The sequence below is a fragment of the Vibrio sp. J2-3(2022) genome, assembly GCF_021725735.1.
GTDB classification, from domain to species: Bacteria; Pseudomonadota; Gammaproteobacteria; order Enterobacterales; family Vibrionaceae; genus Vibrio; species Vibrio diabolicus.
Genome location: NZ_JAKKCK010000005.1, coordinates 360150 through 378706, shown reverse-complemented (window position 1 = coordinate 378706; position 18557 = coordinate 360150). Strand labels below are relative to the sequence as shown.

At 45.6% G+C, this 18557-nt stretch carries 16 protein-coding genes; 3 read left to right on the top strand and 13 right to left on the bottom strand.

Going from position 1 to position 18557, the window contains the following annotated elements:
- Window positions 1-22: 22 nt before the first annotated feature.
- The 3 genes from gloB to L3V27_RS18925 all read left to right on the top strand — a co-directional run bounded on the left by gloB (window position 23) and on the right by L3V27_RS18925 (window position 3303).
- Window positions 23-781 (top strand): hydroxyacylglutathione hydrolase, encoded by a 759-nt coding sequence (gene gloB / locus L3V27_RS18935; RefSeq protein WP_006741673.1) that lies wholly within the window; start codon window positions 23-25, stop codon window positions 779-781.
- A gap of 255 nt (window positions 782-1036) precedes the next feature.
- Window positions 1037-2620 carry a LysM peptidoglycan-binding domain-containing protein gene (locus L3V27_RS18930; protein WP_053809792.1) on the top strand — a complete coding sequence of 528 codons (1584 nt, stop codon included), beginning with the start codon at window positions 1037-1039 and terminating at the stop codon, window positions 2618-2620.
- A complete protein-coding gene (locus L3V27_RS18925) occupies window positions 2617-3303 on the top strand; it encodes a YIP1 family protein (protein ID WP_046875508.1) in 687 nt (228 codons plus the stop codon). Before L3V27_RS18930 ends, L3V27_RS18925 begins: the two co-directional genes overlap by 4 nt.
- A 1-nt stretch (window position 3304) precedes the next feature.
- Here the strand turns inward: L3V27_RS18925 and L3V27_RS18920 are convergent, their stop codons facing one another.
- The 13 genes from L3V27_RS18920 to bamA all read right to left on the bottom strand — a co-directional run bounded on the left by L3V27_RS18920 (window position 3305) and on the right by bamA (window position 18539).
- A complete protein-coding gene (locus L3V27_RS18920) occupies window positions 3305-4150 on the bottom strand; it encodes an endonuclease/exonuclease/phosphatase family protein (protein ID WP_006741670.1) in 846 nt (281 codons plus the stop codon).
- A gap of 139 nt (window positions 4151-4289) precedes the next feature.
- On the bottom strand, window positions 4290-4628 hold the full coding sequence (gene glnB / locus L3V27_RS18915; protein ID WP_005436810.1) for a nitrogen regulatory protein P-II: 339 nt from the start codon (window positions 4626-4628) through the stop codon (window positions 4290-4292).
- Window positions 4629-4815: 187 nt separating this feature from the next.
- Window positions 4816-5130 (bottom strand): cytochrome c, encoded by a 315-nt coding sequence (locus L3V27_RS18910; RefSeq protein WP_012841507.1) that lies wholly within the window; start codon window positions 5128-5130, stop codon window positions 4816-4818.
- Between the two features lie 70 nt (window positions 5131-5200).
- On the bottom strand, window positions 5201-6511 hold the full coding sequence (gene tilS, locus L3V27_RS18905) for a tRNA lysidine(34) synthetase TilS (protein WP_109169619.1): 1311 nt from the start codon (window positions 6509-6511) through the stop codon (window positions 5201-5203).
- A 106-nt stretch (window positions 6512-6617) separates the two neighbouring features.
- A complete protein-coding gene (gene accA, locus L3V27_RS18900; RefSeq protein WP_005380365.1) occupies window positions 6618-7577 on the bottom strand; it encodes an acetyl-CoA carboxylase carboxyl transferase subunit alpha in 960 nt (319 codons plus the stop codon).
- 46 nt (window positions 7578-7623) lie between these two features.
- Window positions 7624-11103 carry a DNA polymerase III subunit alpha gene (gene dnaE, locus L3V27_RS18895; RefSeq protein ID WP_237312517.1) on the bottom strand — a complete coding sequence of 1160 codons (3480 nt, stop codon included), beginning with the start codon at window positions 11101-11103 and terminating at the stop codon, window positions 7624-7626.
- Between the two features lie 81 nt (window positions 11104-11184).
- Window positions 11185-11820: a ribonuclease HII gene (gene rnhB, locus L3V27_RS18890; RefSeq protein WP_145473570.1), complete on the bottom strand. Its 636-nt coding sequence runs from the start codon at window positions 11818-11820 to the stop codon at window positions 11185-11187.
- 9 nt (window positions 11821-11829) lie between these two features.
- Window positions 11830-12969 (bottom strand): lipid-A-disaccharide synthase, encoded by a 1140-nt coding sequence (gene lpxB, locus L3V27_RS18885; protein WP_145532693.1) that lies wholly within the window; start codon window positions 12967-12969, stop codon window positions 11830-11832.
- Between the two features lie 119 nt (window positions 12970-13088).
- Window positions 13089-13877, bottom strand: coding sequence for an acyl-ACP--UDP-N-acetylglucosamine O-acyltransferase (gene lpxA / locus L3V27_RS18880; RefSeq protein WP_237312516.1), 789 nt, complete (start codon window positions 13875-13877; stop codon window positions 13089-13091).
- Window position 13878: 1 nt separating this feature from the next.
- Window positions 13879-14331 (bottom strand): 3-hydroxyacyl-ACP dehydratase FabZ, encoded by a 453-nt coding sequence (fabZ, locus tag L3V27_RS18875; protein ID WP_005380349.1) that lies wholly within the window; start codon window positions 14329-14331, stop codon window positions 13879-13881.
- Between the two features lie 232 nt (window positions 14332-14563).
- Window positions 14564-15595: a UDP-3-O-(3-hydroxymyristoyl)glucosamine N-acyltransferase gene (gene lpxD / locus L3V27_RS18870; protein ID WP_237312515.1), complete on the bottom strand. Its 1032-nt coding sequence runs from the start codon at window positions 15593-15595 to the stop codon at window positions 14564-14566.
- A 6-nt stretch (window positions 15596-15601) separates the two neighbouring features.
- Window positions 15602-16111, bottom strand: coding sequence for an OmpH family outer membrane protein (locus L3V27_RS18865; protein WP_005391804.1), 510 nt, complete (start codon window positions 16109-16111; stop codon window positions 15602-15604).
- A 13-nt stretch (window positions 16112-16124) separates the two neighbouring features.
- A complete protein-coding gene (gene bamA, locus L3V27_RS18860; protein WP_005391802.1) occupies window positions 16125-18539 on the bottom strand; it encodes an outer membrane protein assembly factor BamA in 2415 nt (804 codons plus the stop codon).
- Window positions 18540-18557: the final 18 nt, after the last annotated feature.

Below are 18557 nucleotides of genomic sequence, written 5' to 3'. Positions count from 1 at the left end.
AATGGGTGACGGAGAACGAATCGTGTTAGAGATCAAAAGCATACCCGCATTTAATGATAATTACATCTGGCTGATACAAAATAGCGATAAACGTTGCGCAGTCGTTGATCCGGGCGATGCGAAGCCAGTGTTAGAATACTTGCAGGCTAACGAATTAACTTTAGAAGCGATTTTAATTACGCACCACCACAACGATCACATTGGTGGCGTTCCAGACTTAGTGCGTGCCTTTCCTGAAGTCGCCGTTGTGGGCCCGAAATCTGAACCAATTCCAACCCTAACCACCCCCATGGAAGAAGGCGACAAACTGGAGTTATTTGGCGAAATCTTTTTGGTGCTAGGTTTACCAGGCCATACCTTAGGTCATATCGGTTACGTTGGAGACGGAAAACTGTTTTGCGGTGACGTGTTGTTTTCCGCAGGCTGCGGTCGTATTTTTGAAGGTACGCCAGAGCAAATGTTTGAGTCACTAAACAAGCTAACGTCTCTACCAGAAGAAACTCAAGTCTTCTGCGCGCATGAATACACCGCGAGTAACGTGGCGTTTGCTTTAGCGGTTGAGCCTGATAATGAGCAGCTCCGTCAATATCGCGATGATGTAAACCGACTGCGAGCTCTAAACATTCCGACACTTCCAACAACAATACGCAAAGAAAAGTGGATTAATCCGTTCTTGCGAACCACCAATCCTGACGTGGTTCAATCTGTTGCTAGTCGCATTAAAAATAGCGATCCATGCTCGGTTTTTACTGCTTTGCGTGAGTGGAAGAACGAATTTTAACCATTTTCTGCTTGTAAGTTTGCAAGACCCCAGTATTATCAGGGGCTGATTTTTCGAGAAGCGCCACCGGCGCTTCTCTTACGTTTGGGGTTGATATAAATCTATTTGAATTTCTCCCCATTGCATAATTTAGAAGCTCTTTGCCTCTATTAATTAGTTAGTGTTTAAAAGATGTCTATTATCTTGCGACTGCCACGCACATTGTGTTGCGCGACAGGCAGGTGAAGATAAAAAGGCCCTAAATAGGCTGAATCCATGCGTTTGAAGTATACCTGGGCGTTGGCGTTGTTATTATCTGGCTGTCAATTGACTCAGTCAGACTCAACGTCTTCTACACCAGAAACCAATAAATCTGAGCAGACTGCAAAACAAAATGCAGCGAAGACTCAACCGGGCAACACATCGTCTTTAGCAAAAAAATCCGCTAACGACGCGCCTAAAGTTCTTTCCCCTCAGGAACAAGAAGATGTATGGCAACGTATCGCCATGCAACTTGAAATGGATATCCCAAACCATAAGAAAGTGGACTACTACCGTACGTGGTATCTAAAGCACCCGAATCACCTTTACACAGTGTCTAAGCGTGCGACTCCTTTTCTATACATGATCACAAAACGTATCGAAGAGCGTGGACTCCCAATGGAGCTTGCTTTGCTTCCTGTGGTGGAAAGCTCATTCGATGCCTTTGCCTACTCACACGGTAGCGCGGCTGGATTGTGGCAATTTGTCCCTGGCACCGGAAAGATGATGGGACTAGAGCAAAACTACTGGTATGACGGTCGCCGAGATGTGGCAGCAGCAACGGATGCCGCACTGGACTACCTTGTACAACTAAACGAGCGTTTTGATGGTAGCTGGGAGCATGCAATTGCTGCTTACAACAGTGGTGGTGGCCGTGTTTCTAGCGCAATTCGTAAGAATAAAAAGCTCGGTAAACCTACCGATTTCTTCTCATTGGACTTACCAAAAGAGACCAGCAGTTACGTACCTAAGCTGCTAGCTTTGGCTGATGTCATCGCAAACCAAGACAAGTACGGACTTAATATTCCTGCGATTCCAAACAAGCCTGTTCTAACGCTTGTCGATCCGAAAGAACAGCTTGACCTGGCCATTGCAGCAGATTATGCCGGCATTGGTGTGAAAGAGTTACAAAGTTACAACCCTGCATACAACCAATGGTCGACTGCGCCTGAAGGTCCGCACCAACTTTTGATTCCGGTAGAGAAAAAAGAGACTTTTCTCACTAAGGTGGAGAAAAACCGTGGTAAAGGGATGAAGGTCGCTCGCTACAAGGTGAAGTCTGGTGACTCTTTAAGTGTGCTAGCTAATAAATACGGCACAACCACAAAAGTGATTCGACGTGCAAACGGCCTGTCGAATAACAATATTCGTATTGGCCAATACCTACTGATTCCGACGTCAACAAAAGACGATGCGAAATACGCACTAACGGCACAAAATCGATTAAGCAAGACTCAATCACGTGCTCGTGGACAACTTAAGCTCACTCATGTCGTTCAGTCTGGAGAAAGTTTGTGGTCAATCGCACGTGAAAATAAAGTGTCGTATAAATCGTTAGCAAAATGGAATGGCATGGGCCCTAAAGATCCATTGCGTGTGGGTCAAAAGCTCGTGATTTGGAAGGACTCAGACAAAGGTGCTGTGATCCGTACCGTTTTCTACAACGTTCGCTCCGGTGACACCATTAGCGGCATTGCAAGCAAGTTCAAAGTAAAAACAAACGACATCGTAAAATGGAACTCGCTACACAAGAAAAAATACTTACAACCAGGTCAAAAACTTAAGTTGTACGTTGACGTAACGAAGGTAAGTGTATGAACCCATCAAGCAACCCACTTGTGATGCTGTTGGACATTTTTCGTTCTCCAACATCTTGCTTTCTAGCGCTTTACCAACGCGGCGGATGGGGATGGCAACCGTTCATCTTCTTGATGCTTAGTCCGTTTTTATTCTGGGGCGCTTACTTTTCGAATGTCGATTTCACGTGGCTTAGTGACCAACTAGCCGCGCAGTTTCAACAAATCGACCCAAAGCAGATTGAGCTATTAGAGCCAAACACGCTAATGGCAAGTGCGATCATCAATGATGTATTCAACCGCTTTGCCACCTTACTGTTGCTTGCGCTTTGGTTCTTTCTTGCAACGAAGGCAAGCAAGCAACAATATGGTTACTGGAAGTGGTTTGCCGCGTCGTGTGCAATCTTATTCCCAGCAGTATTGGGCGATATCGCAAGCTACGCGAGTCTGTTACTCAAGCATGGTCAGGTGATGACTTACGCAGCAGATTTAAACAGCCTCAATGGTCTATTAAAACTGCCGCTTACCAGCGAGTGGTCGCATTTTGCCAGCTCACTACCACTACTGCTGCCTTGGTATATTGTATTGGGCTACGGTGTTGTGCTTACTTGGACTGAGTTTGAACGTGGGCAAGCCTTGGTGATTGCAAGCCTGCCATGGGTATTCTTCTACGTTATTTGGGCGCTTTATATTGTAGTGACCTAAGCTAGTCATCTAACGTAAATGACAGTAACAATGGGTTATGATCGGAAGCGTCGCTCTGCGGCGCTTTCGCGTATTTGAGGGTCAGCCCTCGGTAAAATACGTGATCCAACGGTAATCCCGTTATAAATTGGACTCGATGATCAGGCGAGAACGTCACTTCTTGCAAGTCCGCGGCTTTTAAGGCCTGTCGCATCGCATTAACGCGAGATTCACTCCAACTATTGAAGTCTCCAGCGAATAGGATCGGCCCTGTATGATGCTTTAAAAGCATTTCAAGAGCCGTTAACTGAGAGACATACTCTTGCGTGCCAACCGTGAAGTTAATTGCATGTACATTCACCACAGCGAGTCTCTCGCCATTGCTTAATTGATATTGGCTGTATAGTGCAGACTTGGGTAAACGCAGCCAAGGCTCTTTAGACGTATAAGCACAGGCTTTTTCTGGTTGCCCTTGAGCGATACTAATCACACCCGCACCGCTGCCCAGCGCCTTAAAGGCACTCACTTGGTTGCTGACCCAGTTGCCATCCACCAACCATTGCTTAAAAGATGGTGTCATGCTGGCTTCTTGCAATAACAGCAGCTGCTTATCAGCAGAGAATTCATTGAGTGCGCTTTGCCAATTATTCCGGTTCTGTTTGTAGATATTCCAGACAAGTACATTGATTTCACCGCCCTGATCCAGAGCTTTTGAGCCGCTAAATTCGATACACCTAATATCCTGCGTCAGCTCTGAACCTGTTTGAGTAATGATTTGCGGCTGATCTGGTACGGTGAAAATAACCTGGAAGCCGACCAATACCGCCATAATAAGAAAAGCTAACGCCAGAAAAAAACGCTTAAACATACGACAAACCTGAATATACGCACCCTAAAACTGGAACAACCAACCTCGGGTTATTTGATTTCACTGAAAGTAAAAAACAAAAAAGGAGCCACTTGGCTCCCTTTTAGCATAATAAATACGAGACAGGTAACAAGAAACCTTAGATCGCGTCTTCGTCTTCTTCACCAGTACGGATACGAACCACACGCTCAACATCAGTAACAAAGATTTTACCATCACCAATTTTGCCGGTTTGCGCGGTTTCAATGATCGTCTCTACGCATTTATCAGCCACATCTTCCGTTACAACGATTTCGAGCTTCACTTTAGGCAGAAAGTCCACCATGTACTCTGCACCACGGTAAAGCTCGGTGTGACCTTTTTGGCGACCAAAGCCTTTCACTTCAGAGACGGTCATCCCTGTAATGCCAACTTCAGCTAGCGCTTCTCGAACATCATCCAATTTAAATGGCTTGATAATCGCTTCAATTTTTTTCATGTTCATCCCTTAAGCTTCAATCGATTGCGCTTATTATCGTTTAGCGTTTCGCAACATTCAATGTTTGTCTCTGATCCACCAGCGAAAATCCAGATTGAGCAAATTAACATGGCGAATATCGTGAGTTGATAAAACCCCAATGAGGACTGCTCAATGCCCAATCGTCCAAGCTTTTTCAGACTCGCGTTTACTTCAAACTTGCGTAGTAAGCCGCTAGATTAGCGATGTCTTCATCAGACAACAGTGAAGCTTGAGCTTGCATAACAGCAGCAAGACCACCTGTTCGCTCTTTGTTTTTATAGGCTTTAATTGAACTGATAATGTATTGCTCGTTTTGCCCTTTCAGGTTTGGGTAACCCGGAATGACAGCAATGCCGTCAGCGCCATGACACGCAGCGCATACTCCTGCCTTTGCTTGACCTGCTGTGGCATCTCCCGCAGCTAGAGCCTGCCCACTGAGCATGGTTAGCGCCACCATTGCGCCCATGATTGTTTTCTTCATTGCTTCACCTAATCAATTATTATTTAAGGATTTTTATATTTTATAATCGACATTGTGGCATGAATTTTCATTACCTGCGCCAAATAAGTTCACAATCTTGACCATTAAACGCCTGATCAACGAACAGATCTGCCACAGCAACGACTCGGTCTTGATACATCAAAATCGGAATTTGACGACGCAGCCAGCTTGGCACGTTGTATTCTTGGAACAACTTCTTCAGTTTTCGACTGTGATTACGCGTGGTTGGATGCGCTGATAAGCCTTCCGGATTGAAGGTCACGCGAAGCAATTCTGGCTGACTCGGAAGCGCAATCGTTGCGTTGCTAGAACTCGTCGTTAAGGTCAGCTCCCCTAGCCGCTCTGGAAGCGATAAAACGGTATCGACTTGAATCGTACTTTGCCACTCAGTGACGTCAGCGATTTCCGTTACCCAATAGAGACGATTTCGAAAACGGCGCACTTCACCTTGCTTAAGTTGTAGTTTGGGGTTGGCATCTTGCTGAGCTAATGCGACTTCATTCCAGATAAGATTGAGTTGTACCTGAGTCGGCATACTAGTATTAAGCTTAGCCAGCCACATACGAATCAAGCGCGCACGCGCTAATTCACTGTGCTTAGCCAGTTCTTCAATACTCAAACTTAGATCCGTTTGTAAAGCGCGTTCAAACACCGCGCTCAATAGTTCATCCAATAGCGCTTCTTGTTGAGCACATAAGCTTGCACTGCGCTGAACCGCTTGATGGATACTAGGCCAGCGACCAGACAATTCAGGGATAACACAATGACGAAGAAAGTTACGATCATAACGAGTATCTTGGTTGCTTTCGTCTTCCACCCACTCCAAGCCTAACTTAGTAGCCGCGTCTTCGATGGTCTTCCGCTTGATAGTAAGCAATGGTCGAACTAGGGATCCGCCAGAAAACGGCATACTCTCCGCCATCGAAGATAACCCTTTTGGCCCGCTGCCTCGCTTAAGAGCAAGGAGAAAAGTCTCTAGTTGATCATCAGCATGTTGGCCGGTCAACAGTATATCGCCTTCTTGAATGTACTTAGTTAAGGCTTGATAGCGAGCTTCACGAGCAAGAAGTTCAATACTTTCACCATTGCTTATGTCTAAGCTCACTCGCTCAATCGAGCATGATATGCCCACTTGTTTTGCCCAAAGTAAGCATTTATCGGCCCAATCATCGGCATTCGAGCTCAAACCATGGTGCACATACACAGCGTGACACTCTATCGAATGCGCTTGTTGATAGCGACTGAGTAATTCGAGTAAAAGACGTGAATCCACTCCTCCGCTAAACGCCAAGACAACCTTAGTGCCTGATTGATAGTAGCGGCCGAGAACTTGAGCAAAATGCGGGTAAAGCGATTCCATAAGCGATCCGATAGGTACAAAAAAGGGCTGGACTCTCATCCAACCCTTTCTATTTTAACTGTTATCACTTGAGATATCAGCTAACGCTTAATAGCAATCACCGAAATTAACAGTAACCGTAGCTCATTAGGCGCTGGTAACGACGTTCACGTAGCGTCTCTTCATCCAATTGTTCTAGATCTTCTAGCTGACGAAGTAGTGTTGCTTTCATATTCGCTGCCATTTGAACATGATCGCGATGAGCGCCGCCTAGTGGCTCTTCAATGATTTCGTCGATCAGTTCAAGCTCTTTAAGACGAGGAGCAGTTAGACCCATCGCTTCTGCAGCTTGCGGTGCTTTGTCAGAATCACGCCATAAGATTGAAGCACAACCTTCAGGAGAGATTACTGAGTATGTAGAGTACTGAAGCATGTTCACGTAGTCGCCTACACCAATTGCTAGTGCGCCGCCTGAACCACCTTCACCAACAACGTTACAGATTACTGGCACTTTAAGACCAGACATCACTTTTAGGTTTTTCGCGATAGCTTCAGATTGACCACGCTCTTCTGCGCCCACACCTGGGTACGCGCCAGCCGTATCGATAAATGTGATGATCGGCATGTTGAAACGCTCAGCCATTTCCATCAAACGTAGCGCTTTACGGTAACCTTCTGGTTTTGGCATACCAAAGTTACGTTTCACTTTCTCTTTGGTTTCACGACCTTTTTGGTGACCAATGATCATCACAGGGCGGCCTTCAAGGCGAGCCATGCCACCCACAATCGCTTTGTCGTCTGCAAACGCGCGGTCACCCGCTAATTCATCAAACTCCTCAAAAGCGTGTTGGATGTAATCCAGCGTGTAAGGACGTAGTGGGTGACGAGCCAGTTGAGCTGTTTCCCATGCGCCTAGGTCGCTGAAGGTTTTTTTCTTCAGCTCTAAGCTTTTCTTCTCAAGCTGTTCGATTTCTTTATCCAGGTCAATCGCAGAATCACCACCGTGACGAGAGACATCACGTAATGCTTCAATTTTCGCTTCTAGTTCTGCAATTGGCTTTTCAAATTCAAGAAAGTTTAGGCTCATCTATGAATCCTTGTTTACTCAGCGTCTAACATATTGCGCTGAATTTTTAGTTAAATTCGAGTTCTACCTGGCTTTTGCCAAGCAACTGTTTTAAATCGTCGAGTAATGTATCACTTGGCGTTACTCGCCACTCGGTGCCCAATGTTAACCGCGCTCTGGCGTCGGCACGCTGGTAGTATACATTGACGGGTACGGTTCCGGCTTTGTGCGGTTCTAAAATACGGCTGAACTGCTCAAAAAACTGATCGTTGATCTGATTTGCATCTATCGATACCGACAAACCACGAGCGTATTTCTCGCGCGCACTGCCGAGATCCATAACTTCACGCGCCGACATTTTAAGGCCACCGTTGAAGTCATCAAAGCTGACCTGTCCAGAAACGACCAAAATTCTGTCTTTTTCGAGAAGTTCAGCGTATCGATCCAGCGCATCGGAGAACAACATCACTTCCATGCGACCACTTCGGTCATCCAGTGTCATAATACCAATTCGTGTACCACGCTTGGTCGTCATTACACGAGCGGCAATAACCAAGCCGGCTACCGTGACAGATTGATCGCGGCGAGTGGGCGTTGCGTCTTTTAGTCGACAACTGGTGTATTTGTTTAGTTCCTTTACGTAGGCGTTAATTGGGTGCCCTGTCAAATATAGACCTAGGGTATCACGCTCGCCCTCTAACCACACTTTTTCTGGCCAAGGCGGAACCTGCGTATACTTATGCTCTACTTCTTCAGGTGCATCCGTTAGCACACCAAACATATCCGTTTGACCAAACGCCTCAGCTTGGTGATGTTGACTTGCTGCTTTTACCGCATCATTGAGTGACGCCATCATCGCCGCGCGGTGTGGGCCTAGTCGATCCAACGCGCCCGCGTAAATCAGCTTCTCTATCACTCGTTTATTGACGCGTTTTAGATCAACTCGAGCACAGAAATCAAATAGGTCTTTAAAGTGACCACCTTTATTTCTCGCCTCAAGAATCGCATCGATAGGACCTTCACCTACCCCTTTTATCGCACCAATACCGTAAACAATTGCGCCATTTTCATCAACATTAAAGCGATATAGGCCAGAGTTGATGTCTGGTGGCAGCACGGTGAGCTTCATACGGAAACACTCATCGACCAAGCCAACGACTTTTTCCGTGTTATCCATATCGGCTGTCATTACCGCAGCCATAAATTCGGCAGGATAATGTGTTTTCAACCAAAGAGTTTGATAAGAAACCAATGCATAAGCAGCAGAGTGCGATTTATTAAAACCATAACCAGCGAACTTCTCTACCAAGTCGAAGATTTTCATCGCCAACTCGCCATCGATACCGTTCTTTATCGCACCTTCTTCAAAGATAGCACGTTGTTTTGCCATCTCTTCTGGCTTTTTCTTACCCATTGCACGACGGAGCATGTCCGCACCACCTAGCGTGTAACCCGCTAAGATCTGCGCAATCTGCATTACCTGCTCTTGGTACAGGATGATGCCGTAGGTTGGATCAAGCGTCTCTTTTAGCGACTCGTGTTGCCACTTTTCATCTGGATAAGAGATCGCCTCTCGGCCATGTTTACGGTCGATAAAGTTATCTACCATGCCCGATTGCAAAGGACCCGGACGGAAGAGTGCTACCAATGCGATAATATCTTCGAAACAGTCTGGCTGAAGTCGTTTGATCAGCTCTTTCATGCCTCGAGATTCAAGCTGGAATACTGCTGTCGTTTCAGAGTTTTGCAACAAACGGAAAGAGGCTGGGTCTTCTAACGGTATGGATTCAATTTGAACCGGTTCTTTACCTTCTCGCTCTAGACGTGGGTTAATCAGCCCTAACGCCCAGTCAATAATGGTTAAGGTACGTAAACCCAAGAAGTCAAACTTAACTAGGCCAGCGGTCTCAACATCGTTTTTATCAAATTGAGTAACCGGAAAGTGACCTTCAGCGTCTGCATAAATTGGCGCAAAATCGGTAATTGTTGTAGGTGAAATTACAACACCACCAGCGTGTTTACCGGCGTTTCGCGTACAGCCTTCCAAAATATGACACATGTCGATGAGTTCTTTAACTTCCTCATCGGCCTCATACAATTCAGGTAGTGCAGGTTCAGCTTTAAACGCCTTATCTAGCGTCATGCCTGGATCGGGCGGGATCAGCTTTGAAATACGATCAACAAAACCAAATGGATGGCCCAATACGCGGCCAACGTCACGGATTACCGCTTTTGCCGCCATGGTACCAAACGTGATGATCTGAGACACCGCGTCGCGACCATACATTTCTGCAACGTGGTCAATAACCTGGTCACGTTTATCCATACAGAAATCGACGTCGAAATCGGGCATCGAAACACGTTCTGGGTTCAAGAAACGTTCGAACAGCAAGTCGTATTCTAGTGGATCCAGATCGGTGATTTTTAATGCGTAAGCCACCAAAGAGCCGGCACCGGAACCACGTCCAGGACCTACAGGAATTCCATTATCTTTTGACCACTGGATGAACTCCATTACGATCAAGAAGTAACCAGGGAATCCCATTTGGTTGATAACATCTAGCTCTATCTGAAGACGTTCATCATATTCAGGGCGGCGACGTTTCCTCTCTTCCTCATCTGGAAATAGGAACTCTAAACGCTCTTCCAAGCCCTCTCGGGATTTCATGACTAAGAACTCAGTCTCTTTCATCCCTTCAGTTGGGAAGGCCGGTAGGAAGTATTCCCCTAGGCGCACAGTCACGTTACAACGCTTCGCTATCTCGACACTGTTTTCTAACGCTTCAGGAATATCAGCAAACAGCTCGCACATTTCTTCTTCTGTACGAAGATATTGCTGCGGACTGTAGTTTTTTGGCCTACGCGGATCTTCTAATGTGTAACCATCGTGAATCGCTACGCGTATTTCATGAGCATCAAATAGGTCTGGACTCAGGAATACAACTTCATTGGTCGCCACTACTGGCAAGTCTTGCTGCTCTGCCAATTCAACTGCAAAGTGAAGATAAGTTTCTTCATCTGGACGACCGGTACGAAGTAACTCAAGATAAAAGCGATCTGGAAAATACTGTTTATAAAAATCAACACACCCTTGCACTATTTGACGGTTGCCTTTCAAAAGGCCGCGACCAATTTCCCCGCTTTTACCGCCGGATAATACAATCAAGCCTTCAGACATTTCAGCCAACCAGGCTTTATCAATCACAGGGTGGTGTTGAACATGTCCGCGTAAGTACGCTTTTGATATCAATAACGTCAGGTTCTTATAACCCACATTATCCGCCGCAAGCAAAGTCACTTGTGTCAGCTCTTCACCAAACTCGTCCGACTGCATTTTAAAGTCAGCACCAATGATCGGTTTAACACCACTGCCATGCGCCGTACCGTAAAACTTCACCAAACCACATAGGTTGGTAAAGTCGGTCAACGCCATTGCGGGCATGCCGAGCTCAGCAACTTTCTTTACGATTGGCGGAACTTTGTTGAGGCCATCCACCATCGAGAAGTCACTATGAACACGCAGGTGGATGAATTTGGGATCTGACATTAACAGGTACCGTGTAACTCTATTTTGTTGGGGATTCTAACCTAAAGAGGTTGGGTTTATAACACCAATTAGATCGTTTGATTATTCTATGCCTAACGCTTTTTTTACTGGTTTGAAACTCTTTCGGTGTTCACTGATCACTCCGTGTTGCTCAATCGCTTCAAAGTGCGCTTTAGTTGGATAACCTTTGTGCTTCGCGAAGCCAAATTGTGGATGAAGTTTATCCAACTCTTCCATCTCTTGGTCACGCACGACTTTGGCAATAATGGAAGCCGCACTGATTTCGGCAACGCGTAGATCGCCTTTTACTACAGCTTGAGCATCCATTGTCAGCTCTGGACAACGGTTACCATCAATCAACACCAAATCAGGTTGAACCTGTAACCCCGCCACTGCACGCTGCATCGCAACCATGGTCGCCTGCAAAATATTCAGTTGATCAATTTCTTCAGGAGAACAACGCCCGACCGCCCACGCCAATGCTTTTTCTTTAATTTCAGGAAGCAGCGCCATGCGTTTCTTTTCGGTCAATTTTTTTGAATCGTTCAATCCTTCAATAGGATTGTTAGGATCAAGGATAACCGCAGCGGTGACGACGTCTCCCACCAAAGGGCCACGTCCTACCTCGTCGACTCCGGCCACAAGCTGATAACCTTGCGGATATTCAAACGGAGGGAGTTCAACTTTGGTTTTGGTCGCTTTTGGTTTAACAGCCATGATAAATCTCTATTTCTCAATCAATTTTAGAACCGCGTTTGCGGCTTGTTGATCCGCATCTTTACGGATCCAATGATGCATTTCCGTAAACTTATCTAACATCGGTTTATTGTCGCTTTCCAATAAGCGAGAAACCTCAGTAAACAAATTGTCTGGTGTGCACTCATCTTGTAGATATTCTTTGACGAGCTCATCATCCGCTAAGATATTCGGCAATGACACATACTTCGTTTTCAATAGACGTTTAGCTAAGAAAGCAGTAAATGCATTCACACGATAACCCACCACCATTGGACGCTTGAGAAGCATACACTCCAACGCTACGGTACCAGAGGCCAGCATCACGGCATCGGATGCGGTGATGACGTTACGTGCGGTGTCATCAACTAACTTGAAGTCCAACTCTGGTGCGAGCTCTTTCCATGCTTGTTCAAACTGCTCACGGCGTTTTTGATTAACAAGTGCGACAACAAACCCCAAGTCTGGAAATTTTTTATGAAGTAACTTGCAGGTTTCAATAAATGGCTCAGAGAGCATTTTTAACTCGCTACCACGACTGCCTGGCAGGACAGCAAGCCACTTTTTATCTTGTTCTAAACCAAGCAACTCACGTGCAGGCGCTTGTTCTGATTCAAGTGGGATGGAATCAGCCAAGGTATGACCAATGAACTCGCAAGGTACATTAAATTTGTCGTAGAACGCTTTCTCAAACGGAAGAAATGCTAGCACCAAGTTCGTTGCCGCTTCTATTTTAAAGATGCGCTTCTGACGCCAAGCCCAAACAGACGGACTCACGTAATGAACGGTTTTAATGCCCGCTTGCTTGAGGTCAAGCTCCAGGCGCAAGTTGAAGTCAGGAGCATCTATCCCGATGAAAACATCAGGCGGATTCTGAGTAAAATACTGAACGAGCTCAGCTTTCACTTTAAGAAGTCTCGGTAAGCGGCCTAAAACCTCGACTAACCCCATCACCGCAAGCTCTTCCATATCAAACAGAGACTCGCAACCTTGGGCTATCATTTTCGGACCGCCAATGCCTACGAACTCTGCGTCTGGATATTGCTGCTTTACTGCTTTGATAAAGCCTTCACCTAGCGTATCGCCAGACAATTCTCCGGCAATGATGCCAATACGTAATGGTCTTTCCATATCTACTTCGCTATTTTTCCTGTGCGCTATGGATAACGGTTTGCCTTATCCATAAAACACAAAAAGATCGTAACCTCAAATTCGGTCACGATCTTTTTATTTATTGGTTCATTCGCCAATTAACGAATAATGCCACGTTCCGTCGTTTCCAGAATATCTGAGAAACGCTTCACAGCCGGCCACTCTTGAGCCATTTCTGCAAGAATCGGTTTCACTTCTTCTAGCGTTTTACCAGAGCGGTAGATTTCTTTATACGCTTTTTGCAGCGCACGAATCTCTGGTTTCTCAAAACCATTGCGCTTCAAGCCAACTAGGTTCAAACCAAACGGCGTAGCATGGTTACCTTGAGCAAGAACGTAAGCAGGTACGTCCTGAACAACCGCAGAACAACCACCAACGTATGCATAAGCGCCTACCGTACAGAATGGGTGAATCGCAGACAGTGCCATCACACCGGCATAATCATCAACAGTAACGTGACCACCAAGAATCGAGTTATTACCGATATGAGTGTGGTTACCAATAACAACATCATGCGCAACGTGTGCATTCACACACAATAAGTTGTCATCACCAATGATCGTGGTTGCTTTGTCTTGCACTGTGCCACGGTGAACTTGGACCGCTTCACGAATGACGTTACGATCACCGATAACCACAGTTGTGTCTTCACCACCGTATTTTTTGTCTTGGTTTTCTTCGCCAATGACAGCATGCGGGAAAATACGGTTATCTTTGCCAATAGTCGTGTGACCTTTGATCACAACGTGAGACATCACTTCTGTGCCTTCACCAATTTCAACCGTAGAGGTGATGTACGTAAAAGGACCTACTGTTACGTTAGCACCAATTTTGGCGCCCTCTTCTACCACCGCTGCCGGGTGGATTTTAGCGGTTTCATGAATCATATTAAAACTCTCGACGAGCACACTTCAGTTCTGCAGAACATACCACTTCGCCGTCAACTTTTGCTACACCGCTAAATGCAGCAATGCCGCGACGTTCTTTCAGAAATTCTACCTCAATAACCAATTGGTCGCCCGGAACCACTGGTTTACGGAATTTCGCGCCGTCTACGCTTGCAAAGTAGTACAGTTCATTTTCTGTTGGTGCACCAAATGATTTAAATGCAAGTAAGCCTGTTGCCTGAGCCATTGCTTCTAAAATCAAAACACCTGGGAATACTGGTAGTTGAGGAAAGTGACCTGTGAACTGAGGTTCGTTAACCGACACGTTTTTAATCGCGTGAAGGTACTTCTCTTCTTGGAAGTCTATCACTCGGTCGATCAATAAGAATGGGTAGCGATGAGGTAGTAGCTCTTGAATTTCAGAGATGTTCATCGTTTTCTTTTCAGTAGTCAAAGTCGTCTTCCTATATCAATTTTTTGCCGCCAAGATGGCAAACGTGGCAACAGGTCGTAAAGCCGAATCGCTTTGCAATATACTAGCAAAATACGCACCATCTTGGAGTTAAATCTACTTAGAGCGCGTCATTATAGAAGAAAAAGACCCGCATTTCGCGAGTCTTCGTACAGAATATGGAACTAGAGCCTGTTAGCTTTCACGTTAAATACAGAGCGAAAGATAACTTGTTCTAACTTTCTTCTTTCTGTTCCAGCTGTTTTTCAACCGCTTTCAGGCGCTTATTCATCTCATCAATACGGTGAACTCGAGTTGCAGTTTTACGCCACTCTCTGTTCGTTTGTAGTGGAATACCTGATGAGTAAAGGCCTTTTTCTTCGATACTGCGCATTACCATGCCCATACCTGTAATCGCCACACCATCTGCGATAGTGATATGGCCATTCAGAACAGACGCGCCGCCAATCTGGCAGTACTTACCAATTTTTGTACTGCCCGCGACAATAGTACCACCAGGCATCACGGTACCATATCCGATCTGCACGTTGTGCGCGATTTGAAGTTGGTTATCCAGAATGACATTGTCTTCAATGATAGTATCTTCGAGTGCACCGCGGTCAATCGTAGTACAAGCACCAATCTCAACGCGGTTACCGATACGCACTGAACCAAGCTGAGGAATTTTAATCCACTCGCCTTTGTCATTCGCATAACCGAAGCCATCAGAGCCAATGACGGTGCCCGATTGAACAAGACAGTCATCACCCAATGACACTTCATGATAGATAGTGACATTAGCCCAAAGCTTGGTGTTATTCCCTAGCTTGGCGTTCTTACCGATAAAACAACCAGCGCCAACGCTTACGTTGTCGCCGAGTTCCACGCCCGTTTCAATCACGGCGTTAGCGCCGATTGTAACGTTCTCACCCATCTTAACGTCAGCGGCAATCACAGCACTTGGTGCAATATCGTCTGCCGGTTTTGGTGTGGTATCCATCGCTTGGACCACACGAGCAAATGCGACATAAGGGTCCGAAACCACTAGCGCATTTCCAACGCATTGCTCTTTATGCTCAGCCTTTACCATAACAACGGTAGCTTGGCACTCAGAAAGGTGTTTTGCGTATTTTGGGTTAGACAAGAAGGTTACATCACCTTCTTGTGCTTTATCCATTGGGGCAACACGGCTTACAACGAGAGACTCGTCACCAAACAGCTCACCCCCGGTAATTGTCGCCAATTCGGCTAATGTTAATGTCTTCATAACTTCTTATTTTAGAGCTTTAATTACGTCTTCAGAGATATTGTACTCTGGCTTGCCGTACTGCAAAGCAGAGATATCAATCACAAGATCGTAACCATTTTTGTCTGCGACTTTCTTAACTGCATCTTGAATCGTTTTGAAAAGCTTCGCTTTTTCTTCAGCTTCACGACGCGCACTTGCTTTTTCAAGTGCTTGTGCTTTCACTTTGTACTCGCTGTCTAGCTTCGCGATATCGATACGTAGCTTTTCAACTTCGTCTTGACCCAAAAGCTCGCCGTCACGTTGTAGCTTCTCAATCTTTGTTTTAGCTTGTGCTTGGATTGACTTCAGTTCATCAGCTTTGCTTTTGAAGTCTTTCTGCATTTTTTGTAGTACAACTTCACGTTGAGGAAGAGCTTGGAAAACTTGAGCTGTATTTACGTAAGCAATTTTCTGTGCAGCTTCTGCCGCATTTGCAAACATTGAAGAGCTCAGTACAAGAAGGCCAATCCCAGCCGCTTTGATCATTTTATTCAAAATATTTTCCTCTTTAGAAAGTTCTACCGATAGTGAATGTGAAGAACTCTTCATCATCGCCATCAAATTTCTTAATTGGTTTCGCTAGTGAGAAGACTAGTGGCCCCATTGGAGACATCCACTGCAACGCCGCACCGTAAGAAGAGCGGTAGTTGGTTGGATCTGAGTAATCGTAGTAGTAACGGTCACCATATTCCGCACCTGAATCGCGGTAGTCAAACTCCGTATCCCAAACACTTGCCATATCAAAGAAGATACTGGTACGAATTTGGTTTTGTACTTCTTCTGATGCAAATGGTGTTGGGACAATCAACTCAACACTTGCTAGCGCTACGGCGTTACCACCAACAGAGTCATCTGTTGCTGTATCTGCGCCATTGTTTGAACCAGATGTATCACGGTAAACCGCTTTAGGACCAACAGAGTTTGAGCCAAAGCCACGAAGCGATGTAAAGCCACCTGCGTAGTAGTTTTCGTAGAATGGGAACAAGTTATCGTTACCATCCGTTTGACCGTAACCATTACCGTAACCTAAGCGGCCACGGAACAAGAGGGTAAACTCGTGCTTTTTAGTCAATGGCACATACTGACGAACATCGTACTGCATTTTGAAATATTGAACGTCAGAGCCAGGTACGGTCATTTTATAGAATGCACGTTGATGGTTACCTGCTGTTGGGAAATAGCCACGGTTTAAGTTATTACGTGTCCAAGAGATATTGAAGTCGAAGTCGTTTGTGTTCAACGCTCCACTAGAATCAATGTTGTCTGCTTGTGCTCGTAAGAACTGCTCTACCTGCAAGTAAGGCGATAAGTTACCGATCTTGTTGTGCGTATAACCGACACCGAATTCAAAACGGTTCAACTCATCGAATGGGAAGCCCCACGTTAAGCTCGCGCCATAGCTTTCGTTGGTATAGTCAACGATATTGGCTTCTTTCGCTTCAAATTCGTTATAGAAAACCTTACCACCCAAGCTTACACCGTCTAAGTTCCAGTACGGATCACGGTAATCAAGACTGATGTTTTTCTGGTAGTCATTCATCATCGCGTTGATACCAACACGGTTACCACTACCAATGAAGTTATCTTGTTGCAGGCCAACCTGGAAGCTCACACCCGATTCTGTGCCGTAGCCAACACCGAAGTTAACGCTACCAGAGTTTGCTTCTTTGACAGAGTAAACTAGGTCAACTTGATCATCACTACCAGGAACTCGAACCGTCTGTACTTCAACATTTTCAAAGTAGCCCAAACGATTTAGACGAGTTTTACCCGTTTCAATCGATTTCGAGTTCAACCAACTGCCTTCCATCTGACGCATTTCACGACGAAGGACTTCATCTTTGGTTGAGTTATTACCCGTGAAGCGAATGTCACGAACATAAATTCGGTTACCCGGATCTACGTTAACGACCAAAGAAACTTCTTGATTCTCGTCGTCAAACTCAGGAATGGTATTCACTTGAGGATAAGCATAACCGGACTCACCAAGCACACGCTTAATCCCTTCTTCCATTGAAGTAACCAACGAGCCGTTGTATGTCTCATTGTCTTCAAATGGCACAAGTCTTTCGAACGTCGCTTCCTCGCCAATCAAATCACCACGGAACTTCACGTCCTTAACGGTGTAAACCTCGCCCTCTTCTAGACCAAGAGTAATGTATACCCCTTTCTTGTCAGGAGAGATTGCAACTTGTGTCGAATCAACGTTAAATTTTAAGTAACCACGATCCAGGTAGAATGATTTGAGTGCTTCAATATCACCTGCAAGGACTTGCTTTTGATACTTTTCATCAGAAAGGAAATTCCACCACGGCACATCAACATTTAAGTTAAAGCGCGAAAGCAGCTCTTCATCACTGAACACTTCATTACCGATAAAGTTGATTTGCTGAATTTTTGCCGACACGCCTTCAGTAAAGACAAACTTTAGGTCAGAACGGTTACGTGGCAGTGGAGTCACCACAGCTTTTACTGTGGCGTTGTATTTACCTACGCTGTAGTAAAAGTCTTCTAAGCCTTTTTCAATGTTGCTTAGCGTGGTGCGGTCAAGCGCTTCGCCTTCACGAACACCAGATGCGTTCAGGTTTTCTTGTAGCTGCTCGTCCTTGATTGCTTTGTTACCAGAAAATGAGATGCTGGCAATGGTAGGACGCTCTTTGACTTGAACCATCAGAACGCCGCCGTCACGTAACACTTTCACATCTTCAAAGTTACCAGATGCATACAGTGCACGGATAATCTCTGCAACATCGCCTTGGCCAATGGTATCACCGACACGAACAGGCATTTTCAACAACGCAGCACCCAGTGCTACACGCTGCAATCCATCGATTTCAATATCTTGAACTACGAAGTTCTCTGCTCCATTTGCAGATACACTGGTCGCCAGTAAACTTGCAAATAGAATTCGCTTAATCGCCATACTTGTTCTAATTATTCC

Excerpts from the sequence above, each read along its gene's own strand:
- lpxD (WP_237312515.1), bottom strand. The coding sequence starts at position 15,595 with ATGAAGACATTAACATTAGCCGAATTGGCGACAATTACCGGGGGTGAG.
- accA (WP_005380365.1), bottom strand. The coding sequence starts at position 7,577 with ATGAGCCTAAACTTTCTTGAATTTGAAAAGCCAATTGCAGAACTAGAA.
- L3V27_RS18930 (WP_053809792.1), top strand. The coding sequence starts at position 1,037 with ATGCGTTTGAAGTATACCTGGGCGTTGGCGTTGTTATTATCTGGCTGT.
- L3V27_RS18920 (WP_006741670.1), bottom strand. The coding sequence starts at position 4,150 with ATGTTTAAGCGTTTTTTTCTGGCGTTAGCTTTTCTTATTATGGCGGTA.
- lpxB (WP_145532693.1), bottom strand. The coding sequence starts at position 12,969 with ATGGAAAGACCATTACGTATTGGCATCATTGCCGGAGAATTGTCTGGC.
- L3V27_RS18910 (WP_012841507.1), bottom strand. The coding sequence starts at position 5,130 with ATGAAGAAAACAATCATGGGCGCAATGGTGGCGCTAACCATGCTCAGT.
- glnB (WP_005436810.1), bottom strand. The coding sequence starts at position 4,628 with ATGAAAAAAATTGAAGCGATTATCAAGCCATTTAAATTGGATGATGTT.
- bamA (WP_005391802.1), bottom strand. The coding sequence starts at position 18,539 with ATGGCGATTAAGCGAATTCTATTTGCAAGTTTACTGGCGACCAGTGTA.
- lpxA (WP_237312516.1), bottom strand. The coding sequence starts at position 13,877 with ATGATTCATGAAACCGCTAAAATCCACCCGGCAGCGGTGGTAGAAGAG.
- dnaE (WP_237312517.1), bottom strand. The coding sequence starts at position 11,103 with ATGTCAGATCCCAAATTCATCCACCTGCGTGTTCATAGTGACTTCTCG.
- rnhB (WP_145473570.1), bottom strand. The coding sequence starts at position 11,820 with ATGGCTGTTAAACCAAAAGCGACCAAAACCAAAGTTGAACTCCCTCCG.
- L3V27_RS18925 (WP_046875508.1), top strand. The coding sequence starts at position 2,617 with ATGAACCCATCAAGCAACCCACTTGTGATGCTGTTGGACATTTTTCGT.
- tilS (WP_109169619.1), bottom strand. The coding sequence starts at position 6,511 with ATGGAATCGCTTTACCCGCATTTTGCTCAAGTTCTCGGCCGCTACTAT.